This is a genomic window from Palleronia sp., from assembly GCF_042089775.1.
GTDB lineage: Bacteria > Pseudomonadota > Alphaproteobacteria > Rhodobacterales > Rhodobacteraceae > Palleronia.
In genome coordinates, this window is record NZ_JBELKF010000106.1 from 1 (window position 1) to 9,356 (window position 9,356).

General features: G+C 69.2%; 11 protein-coding genes. 7 read left to right on the forward strand and 4 right to left on the reverse strand.

Translation table 11 applies throughout. The features are described from left to right. The 7 genes from ACFDS3_RS17305 to aroC form a co-directional block, all read left to right on the forward strand. Positions 1-719: cobaltochelatase subunit CobN (locus ACFDS3_RS17305; RefSeq protein ID WP_375263603.1), on the forward strand; the 719-nt coding region annotated here is incomplete at its 5' end. After that, a complete protein-coding gene (locus tag ACFDS3_RS17310; RefSeq protein ID WP_375263604.1) occupies positions 716-1,777 on the forward strand; it encodes a cobalamin biosynthesis protein CobG in 1,062 nt (353 codons plus the stop codon). The genes ACFDS3_RS17305 and ACFDS3_RS17310, both read left to right, overlap by 4 nt. Continuing rightward, positions 1,767-2,396, forward strand: coding sequence for a precorrin-8X methylmutase (locus ACFDS3_RS17315; protein ID WP_375263605.1), 630 nt, complete (start codon positions 1,767-1,769; stop codon positions 2,394-2,396). Before ACFDS3_RS17310 ends, ACFDS3_RS17315 begins: the two co-directional genes overlap by 11 nt. Next, positions 2,393-3,118, forward strand: coding sequence for a precorrin-2 C(20)-methyltransferase (locus ACFDS3_RS17320; protein WP_375263606.1), 726 nt, complete (start codon positions 2,393-2,395; stop codon positions 3,116-3,118). The genes ACFDS3_RS17315 and ACFDS3_RS17320 overlap by 4 nt, the downstream gene beginning before the upstream one ends. After that, positions 3,115-3,849 carry a precorrin-3B C(17)-methyltransferase gene (gene cobJ, locus ACFDS3_RS17325; protein ID WP_375263607.1) on the forward strand — a complete coding sequence of 245 codons (735 nt, stop codon included), beginning with the start codon at positions 3,115-3,117 and terminating at the stop codon, positions 3,847-3,849. Before ACFDS3_RS17320 ends, cobJ begins: the two co-directional genes overlap by 4 nt. 44 nt (positions 3,850-3,893) lie before the next feature. Next, positions 3,894-5,150, forward strand: coding sequence for an alpha/beta hydrolase family protein (locus ACFDS3_RS17330; protein WP_375263608.1), 1,257 nt, complete (start codon positions 3,894-3,896; stop codon positions 5,148-5,150). A 57-nt stretch (positions 5,151-5,207) separates the two neighbouring features. Continuing rightward, entirely contained in the window at positions 5,208-6,311 is a 1,104-nt protein-coding gene (gene aroC / locus ACFDS3_RS17335; RefSeq protein ID WP_375263609.1) for a chorismate synthase, read from the forward strand. On the opposite strand, the gene ACFDS3_RS17340 is transcribed toward aroC, so the two are convergent. The 4 genes from ACFDS3_RS17340 to ACFDS3_RS17355 all read right to left on the reverse strand — a co-directional run. Beyond that, positions 6,308-7,342, reverse strand: a complete 1,035-nt coding sequence (locus ACFDS3_RS17340; RefSeq protein WP_375263610.1) for an alpha/beta hydrolase family esterase — start codon at positions 7,340-7,342, stop codon at positions 6,308-6,310. The genes aroC and ACFDS3_RS17340 overlap by 4 nt on opposite strands. Before the next feature lie 33 nt (positions 7,343-7,375). Next, positions 7,376-7,792 carry a CopG family transcriptional regulator gene (locus ACFDS3_RS17345; protein WP_375263611.1) on the reverse strand — a complete coding sequence of 139 codons (417 nt, stop codon included), beginning with the start codon at positions 7,790-7,792 and terminating at the stop codon, positions 7,376-7,378. A 136-nt stretch (positions 7,793-7,928) separates the two neighbouring features. Continuing rightward, positions 7,929-8,966, reverse strand: a complete 1,038-nt coding sequence (locus ACFDS3_RS17350) for a LacI family DNA-binding transcriptional regulator (protein WP_375263612.1) — start codon at positions 8,964-8,966, stop codon at positions 7,929-7,931. Positions 8,967-9,020: 54 nt separating this feature from the next. Continuing rightward, positions 9,021-9,356: peptidoglycan-binding protein (locus ACFDS3_RS17355; RefSeq protein WP_375263613.1), on the reverse strand; the 336-nt coding region annotated here is incomplete at its 5' end.

Here is a 9,356-nt window from a genome sequence, read left to right on the forward strand (position 1 = left end):
CCCGCGACGAGGCGCCGGACTGGAACGCCTTTGTCGGGCAGACGGGCGCGCGGGTCTATGGGCCTGCGCCGGGCAGCTTCGGGCTGGGCGTTGACGCGCATGACTACGGCGACGCAGGACGACAGGCCGCGGGAGAGGCGTGGTTGGCGGCCTCGGCCTGGGCGCATGACGGCGAGGACCCGGTGCGCGACGAGGGCGGCTTGCGCGAGCGGGTGGCGGGTGCGCAGGGCTTCGTCCATGCGCAGGACCTGGCCGAGAGCGACCTGCTGCTGGCCGGCGACTACGCCACGCACGAGGCGGGATTCGCCGCGGCGCAGGCCGTCACCGGCGGGACGGCGCGACTGTGGCACCTGGACAATACCGTGTCTGATCGCCCCCGCGCACGCAGCTTGCAGGAAGAGATCGCCCGCGTCGTCCGGGGACGCGCCACGCATCCGGGCTGGATCGCCGGGATGATGCGCCACGGCTTCCGCGGCGGGGCCGAGATCGCCGCGACGCTCGAACACATGGCTGCCTTCGCGCAGCTTGCGGGCGTGGTCGAGCCGCACCTGTTCGACGCCTACCACGAGGCCACTCTTGGTGCGCCGGAGGTGGTGGACTTCCTGAACCGTGAGAACCCCGGCGCGCTCGAGGCGATGCGCGAGCGGTTCGCGGCGCTCCATGCGGCGGGGCTGTGGCAGACGCGGCGCAACTCGGTCCTGGCGGAGCTGGAGCCATGAGTGGCGCAGAGATCAAGGGATGGTGCCCTGGCGCATGGCGGCCGATGATGTCCGGCGACGGGCTGGTGGTGCGCGTGCGGCCCCGGCTGGCGCGCCTGACGCGGGCCCAGGCGCTCGGACTCGCGAAGTTGGCTACGGCCGAGGGCAACGGCATCCTCGAACTGACCCGCCGCGGCAACGTCCAGCTGCGCGGCATCCGGGACCACGCGGCCGTCGTCGCAGCCCTGACCGCGCTGGAACTGCTGGACCCGGACGCCGAGGCCGAGGCACGGCGCAACGTCACCGTCGCCCCCGACTGGCAGTCAGGCGACGCGACGCAGCGCATCGCCGAAGCGCTGACCGCCCGCCTGTCCGAACTGCCGCCCCTGCCCGCCAAGTTCGGCTTCGTCGTGGATGCAGGACCGGTCCGTGTTCTGAATGCCATCGCGGGCGACATCCGGCTCGAACGCGGCGAGACCGGCCTGCTTCTTCGGGCCGAGGGGCAGGCGCAGGGTCGCGCGGTGGACGAGGTCGGCGCAGTGGACGCGGCGCTCGACCTCGCGCGGTGGTTCGCGGCGCATCGCGGGGCGGCGCGGCGGATGCGCGCGGCCTCTCCGCCCGGGCCGCGGGATGCTGCACCCGGGCCGGTGGGCCGGACCCGAGGGTTCGTCGAGGGCGGCGTGGCCTTCGGACAACTGCCGGCGTCCACGCTGGCCGAGGCCGCCCACGCTGCCGAAGCGCTCCGGGTTTCGTCCTGGCGGACGCTCCTGCTGGAAGGCGCGACCGCACGGCCCGGCGGCTTGCTGCCGCCCGACGACCCGCTGCTGCGGATCGACGCCTGCCCCGGTGCGCCGCTCTGCCCCCAGGCGAGTGTCGAGACGCGAGATCTCGCCCGTCGCCTGCAGGTCACCGGATCGCTGCACGTCAGCGGGTGCGAAAAGGGCTGCGCGCGGTCCGCTGCGGCGGATGTCACGCTGGTCGGGCGGAACGGGCGGTTCGATCTTGTCATCGGCGGTCGTGCGGGCGACACACCCGCGCGGCGCGGTCTTGCGCCCGAAGAGGTGCCCGATGCCCTATGAGTACGAGAAGAACGGCGCGGCGATCTACGCGACCTCCTTCGCCACGATTCGCGCCGAGGCCGATCTGGTCCGTTTCGATGCCGAATCCGAGCCCGTGGTCGTGCGCATGATTCACGCTGCCGGCATGGTCGGACTCGAGCAGCACGTGCGGATGTCCGAGGGCTTCGCCGCCACCGCCCGCGCCGCGCTCGAGGCCGGGGCACCGATCCTGTGCGACGCGCGGATGGTCAGCGAGGGCGTCACGCGCACCCGCCTGCCCGCCGACAACGGGGTGATCTGCACGCTGCAGGACCCCAAGGTGCCCGAGATGGCGAAGGAGGCCGGCAACACCCGCTCGGCCATCGCGCTGGAGCTGTGGCGCCCGCATCTCGAGGGCGCCGTGGTCGCCATAGGCAATGCGCCGACCGCGCTGTTCCACCTGCTCAACATGCTCGAAGACCCCGCTTGCCCTCGCCCCGCCGCGATCATCGGCTGCCCGGTCGGATTCGTCGGCGCGGCGGAGTCCAAGGCAGCACTTTGGGCCGATCAGCCGGTGCCGTCGCTGATCGTGGAAGGCCGGCTTGGCGGTTCGGCGATCACGGTTGCCGCGCTTAACGCCCTCGCGAGCCGCGCGGAATGACGGGCCGCGTCGTGGGCGTGGGGCTGGGCCCGGGCGATCCGGACCTGATGAGCGTCCGCGCCGACCGCCTGATCCGCGGCGCCACGACCGTCGCCTATTTTCGCAAGAAGGGCCGCCCCGGGCGCGCCCGCACCGCGGTCGACGGGATGCTGCACGCGGACGTCACCGAGATCGCAATGGAATACCCCGTGACGACCGAGATCCCGCTCGACGATCCGGCGTACAACGACGCGCTTGGCTCGTTCTACGAGGACGCGGCCGAGACGCTCCGTTCGCGCGTCGCGGCGGGCGAGGAAATCATCATCCCCTGCGAGGGCGATCCGTTCTTCTATGGCTCGTTCATGCACCTCTATACCCGCCTCAAGGACCGCGTCCCGGTCGAGGTCGTGCCCGCCATCACCGGCATGTCGGCGGCCTGGACGGCCACTGGAATGCCGATCACCTGGGGCGACGACACCCTGTCGGTCGTGATGGCCACCCTGCCCGAAAACGTGCTCGAGGCGCGGTTCCGCGATGCCGATGCGCTGGTAGTGATGAAGATCGGCCGAAACATGGAAAAGGTTCGGCGGGCGCTGAAGGCTGCCCAAAAGTACAATCGAGCATGGCTTGTGGAATGCGCCTCGATGGCGGAGGAATGCGTTATGACGTTGCGTAACGCCGAGGGCCGCGAAGTGCCGTATTTCTCGATCGTGCTTGTGCACGGACAGGGTCGCCGGCCTTGAACGGATGGCTGAGGGTCGTCGGGCTCGGGCCGGGAAGCGACGGCCTCATTACGCCCGAAGCGCAGGCGACGATCGCCGACGCAACCGATGTGGTGGGCTATTTGCCCTACGTCGCGCGCGTGCCCGACCGGCCGGGGCTGGTGAAACATGCCAGCGACAACCGGGTGGAGCTTGAACGTGCGCAGCATGCGCTGGAGCTTGCGGCGGCCGGGCGGTGGGTCGTCGTGGTTTCGTCCGGGGACCCGGGCGTCTTTGCCATGGCCGCAGCGGTGTTCGAGGCGATGGAGGATCGCCCGGACTGGCAGGCGCTGGACGTCGCGGTCCTGCCAGGCATCTCGGCGATGTTCGCTGCGGCCGCTCAGATCGGCGCACCCCTCGGCCATGATTTCTGCGCGATCAACCTTAGCGACAACCTCAAGCCGTGGGACGTGATCGAACGGCGGTTGCGTCTGGCCGTCGAGGCCGATTTCGCGATTGCGTTCTACAACCCGCGCTCGGTCTCGCGGCCTGAAGGGTTTCGCCGGACGCTCGAAGTGCTGCGCGAGGCCTGCGGCGATGACCGACCGGTGATGTTCGCCCGCGCGGTCACCACCCCCGAGGAAGAAATCCGCACCGTCGGGCTGCAAGAGGCGACGCCCGAAATGGCGGACATGCGCACCGTGGTGATCGTCGGCTCGTCCCGCACGCGGCGCGTGGGACGCCACGTCTACACCCCGCGCCACGCGTTGTAGCGCGCGCCGCCTTCCTCTAGCGTCCAGCTACGGAGGACAATCACATGAAACACGTCGCCCTGGCCCTGATGCTGGCCACGCCTGCCGTCGCGCAGGAGAACCCGATCGATCGCATCCGGCCCGACGCGCCCGAGCTTGCCCCCTACGGAGAGCATACCGTCGGCGTCCGCACGATGACCTTCACCCGGCCCGACGTGGTCGACGTGGTGAATTCCACCGAAGAAGGCAACATGACCCGCTATGACCGCGAGATCACGGTCGAAGTCTTCTATCCCGCCGCCGAAGGCACCGAGGCTGGTGGCACCTACACGGCCTACCTGCGCGACGGTGAGACGCAGGCGACCCTGACCGGCCGCGCCGCCCGCGACGCCGCACCGGCCGAAGGCAGCTTCCCGCTGGTCCTGATCTCGCACGGCTACCCGGGCAACCGATTCCTGATGGCGCACCTGGCCGAGAACCTCGCCTCGAAGGGCTATGTCACCGCCTCGATCGATCATCCCGACAGCACCTATTCGGATATAGGCGCATTTGGCTCGACCCTCTACAACCGGCCGCAGGACCAGTCCTTCGTGCTGGATCAGATGGCCTCGCTCGGTGGCGACCTGGGCGGGATTGTCGATGCCAGCCGGACCGGCCTCGTCGGCTATTCCATGGGCGGCTATGGCGCGCTGATCTTCTCTGGCGCCGGGCTTGAGGAGGGCGGCTGGCCCGAGCGCTACACCCCGCCGGGCAACCTCTTGTCCGAGCTTCGCGTGGGCGCCGACCGACTGGCCGAGATCCACGACGATCGCCTCGCCGCCACGGTGGCCATCGGCCCGTGGGGCCGCAATCGCGGGTTCTGGTCCCAGGAGGGCCTGTCGAACATCGACGTCCCGTTGATGATCGTTGCGGGCAGCCAGGACGACGTCTCTGGGTACGACGCCATCCGCACGATCTTCGACGAGACGACCGGCACCACCCGCCATTTGCTGACGTATCAAGGCGCGAACCACAACGCAGCCGCGCCGATGCCCGCCCCGCAGGAGGCGTGGGGCGACCCCGCGGTCTTCGGCCACTACGCCGATGCAGTCTGGGACACGACGCGGATGAACAACATCCTGCAGCATTTCGTCACCGCCTTCATGGACCTGCACCTGAAGGACGACCAGTCGAAGGCCGAGTACCTCGATCTTGTCGAGACCGCCGACGACGGCACCTACGCGATGGAGGACGGCCAGCCGACCGAAGATCACACCTACTGGAAAGGCTTCCCCGAGCGCAGCGCCAAGGCCCTGCGCTTTGAGACGAAAGAGCCGCAGTAGGGCTTGAGAGGGCGCAGCCGCACCGCTACTCCCGGGGGGTCAGCGAAGGACCCCCCGATGAGCCTGAACACCTACGGTCACCTCTTCCGCGTCACGACATGGGGCGAAAGCCACGGTCCCGCCTTGGGTGCCACAGTGGACGGCTGCCCGCCGGGCGTGCCGCTTGCGCCCGAGGAGATCCAGGTCTGGCTCGACAAGCGCAAGCCGGGGCAGAACAAGTACACCACCCAGCGGCGCGAGGCCGACGAGGTCGAGATCCTGTCGGGCGTCTACGAGGGCGAGACGACGGGCACCCCGATCCAGCTGATGATCCGCAACACCGACCAGCGGTCGAAGGATTATACCGAGATCGCCGAGAAATTCCGCCCCGGCCATGCCGACATCACCTATTGGCAGAAATACGGCATCCGCGATCCGCGCGGCGGCGGCCGCTCCAGCGCGCGCGAGACGGCGGCGCGGGTTGCCGCCGGTGGTGTCGCGCGGGCTGCGCTGGACCGGCTGGCGCCCGAGATGCAGGTGCAGGGCTACATGGTGCAGATGGGGCCGCACCGGGCCGACCCTGCGCGGTTCGATTGGGACGAGGTCGCGCGCAACCCGTTCTGGACGCCCGACGCGCAGACCGCTGCGCAATGGGCCGACTACCTGGACGAGCTGCGCAAGTCCGGCGACAGCGTTGGCGCGGTGATCGAGTGCCGGATCTCGGGCGCTCCGGCGGGCCTTGGGGCGCCGATCTACGGCAAGCTCGACACGGATCTGGCCGCCGCGATGATGTCGATCAATGCGGTGAAGGGAGTCGAAATCGGCGAGGGCATGAACGCGGCCGCCCTGACCGGCAGCGGGAACGCGGACGAGATCCTGATGGGGCCGGATGGTCCGGAATACGGCTCAAACCACGCGGGCGGCATCCTTGGCGGCATCTCGACCGGGCAGGACATCGTCGTGCGCTTTGCGGTCAAGCCGACCTCGTCGATCCTGACCACCCGCCGAACGATCACCAAGGCAGGCGAGCCAGCCGAGATCGTGACCAAGGGTCGTCACGATCCCTGCGTCGGCATTCGCGCCGTTCCCGTGGCCGAGGCCATGGCCGCGGCGGTGATGCTCGATCACCTGCTGCTGCACCGCGGCCAGGTCGGCGAGGGGCCGCGCGGCCGGATCGGCTAGTCGCGCGCCTGGTCGGCAAAGAAGCGCAGCATCTCGGCCGACGCAGCCGGCCCGGCGGGATCGGCGTAAGAGCCTGCCGGATCGCCGCCGAACCAGGCGTGGCCGGCGCCCTCGACCAGCCACAGTTCCGACCGTTCGGCCGTCAGTCGGGTCCAGCTTCGGCCGCTGGCGGTGTGGCTTGTCTCAACCCCGCTTCCGGGGATCAGGGTGCGCGCGTTCCGGTCCGAAACGGTGTTGTCCGCGGTGCCGTGGAAGACGATCACGGGCAGCTTCGGCGCACGCCCGCCAGCCTGACCCTGCATCGCCGCGAAGGCTGAGGGGATGTCCTGCGCGGCACCCGCAGGAAGGCCGGAGTGAATCCCCGCGGCGGAAAATACGTCCGGGTGCGTCTCGGCCAGCACGGCGGCCATGGCGCCGCCCGCCGACAGGCCCGCGACGTGGACCCGGCCCTTCAGGTCGAACCGCTCGGCCAGAGAGGTGGCCAGCGAGGCGAGGATGGCGGGCTCGCCACGATCGCGCCCCTGGTCCTCGGGGCGAAACCAGTTCCAGCAGGACTGCATGTTATGCGCGCCGGTCTGACCTGGGTAGGCGACAACGAATCCGGCCGCCTCGGCCGCGAGGTCCATCTTTGTGCCGAGGGCAAAATCCTCGGGCGATTGGGTGCATCCGTGCAGCATGAGCACCAGACCGACCGGGACGCCCTCGCGCGGCGACGGCATGAAGAGGCGATAGTCGCGGCTGCCCGCCGGGGCGTCGTGGCGCAGCATCTCGATCGTTGCACCCTCGGGCACCGGCGCACGTGCCCCTGTCTTCCCCGAGGTGGCGCCCATGCCGCTGAGGCCGCTCCACGCGCTCCGCGCTTGCGCCGCCCGCGGACCCTTGAAGGCGTCGCGAAACGCGTTGCACGGTCCGCAATCCAAACGCGCGCCGCCGCCCAGAGCCTCCTGGATAATTGCTGTGGCCCCCCGGGGATCGGAGGCGCGGGTCTTCTGAAGCGCCCGGCGAAACGCCGCCGCGAGATCGTTTCTCATGATGTCCGTCCTTGATGCGAGAGGGCGCGCCCCTCAGGTGATGCGGTCCGCGAGGGCCGCCTTGACGTCCTTTGGTGCCTGGAGCGAGCCCAGTACGTTCAGCGATCCGATGGTGTCCTGCGCAAGGTCCACCGACACGTCGCCCGCGATCCGGGCAAGGCCGACGACCCGCAGATGCAGGACCTCTCCGGCATCGCGCAGCGTTTCGAGATCGGCGCGCGTGACGTCGAAGAGCCCAAGCTCGAAACGGTGCCGGGCGACCGACTGATCCACGGCGCGCGCCTCCGAGATCAGCTGGTTGCGGATGGCAGAACGGATGAAGTCGGTGCGATTGGAATAGAAGCCCTCGCGCACCAGGAGGTCGATCCGGCCAAGGTCCACGTGGCCCAGGTTGATTGTCACCTTCTCGGTGTCAGCGTGCTTCTCAGGCAATCGGTGGATCTTCGGCATTGTCCATCTCCATCCAAGTGGATGGTATATGGATGGCTACACACCGTCGTGCAAGCGGGCCTTGCGCGAGAGCGCAAAAAAGAACCGGCGCACCAAGGTGCGCCGGGGATCAGGGTTCAGAATTATCGAGGAAGTGTCAGGGCTTGTAGCGCCGCAGGGTGTCGCCGTAGCTGATCTTCGGCTCGATCTCGACCCGGCGCGGCTCGGTCAGGGAGCCGTCGGCGCGCGCGGCGATGATCTTGGCCGCCTCGCGTCCGGTTTCGCGACGTCCCGCATCCATCGTGGCGAGCCTCTTGGCAAACCCGTCGAGAAGCTCGGTCCCGTTGAATCCCGCCAGACCCAGCTGGCCGGGGATGTCGATCCCCTGCTCAAGGCACCACATCAGGCCGCCGGCGCCGATCATGTCGTTGGAATAATAAAGGAAATCGAGGTCCGGCATCCGCCCGAGGATCGTCTCGGTCATCTCGCGCCCCTTCTTCAGCGCCGAGCCGCCCTCGTAGAACTCCTGGTCCACGACCTCTAGCCCCTTGCGCGCCAGCGCCTCGGTGAAGCCTTCGAACCGCTTGCGGGCGCGGTGGTCCAGCGGCATCCGGGTGCCGAGAAAGCCGATGCGCTCGAACCCCTGCTTCAGGATCGCCTCGGCCATCATCCGCCCTGCCCGGCGCTGGCTGATGCCCACGACCGAATCCACCGGCTCGCCATCCACGTCCATGATCTCGACCACCGGCACGTCGGCGGCGCGCAGCATCCGGCGGCACGCCTCGTTGTGCTCGATGCCCGCGATGATGACCCCCGAGGGGCGCCACGAGAGCATCTCGTAGATCACCTTCTCTTCCCGCTCGGGGCGATAGTTGGTGACGCCGACGACGGGCTGAAGATGCGTCTCGTCCAGCACCTCGGTGATCCCGCTCAGCACATCGGGAAAGACCATGTTGGACAGGGAAGGAATGATGACCGACACGAGGTTCACCCGCGATGAGGCCAGAGCGCCGGCGATCTTGTTCGGCACGTAGCCAAGCTCGGACGCGGCGGCCAGCACCTTCTCGCGCGTGGCGGCGCTGACGTCGCCGCGGTTGCGCAGGACGCGGCTGACCGTCATCTCGCTGACGCCAGACGCTTCGGACACATCGCGCAGCGTCATGGGGCGGCGGGGCGGAATCGGTCGATCGGTCATCGGGCAGGCTCCGTTGGGTCTGCCCGACCGTGTAACGCAGCCGGCGAGCCGTTGCTAGCGCAGGACATCGCGCAGCGTGTCGGCAAGAAGCCGCACCGCCGTAATCTGGTTGACGTAGCCCGTCTGCGGCAGACCCGCACTTTGCTGATAGCTGCGCAGGGCGGATCGGGTGCGATCATCGAACTCGCCGTCGACAGCACCAGGCTCGTATCCAAGCTGCGCCAGCCGCGTCTCGACCGCGCGGCGGGTGACCGGGGTCAGGCCAAGCGCGGCCTCTTCCTGTGCACCGGCGCTGTCCAGCGGCGGCAGTTGCTGGGGCTGGCCCTGCGGCTGCGGCTGCGGCTCGGACTGGCCCTGCAACCGGGCGATGGCCGCACGCGCGTCATCGAC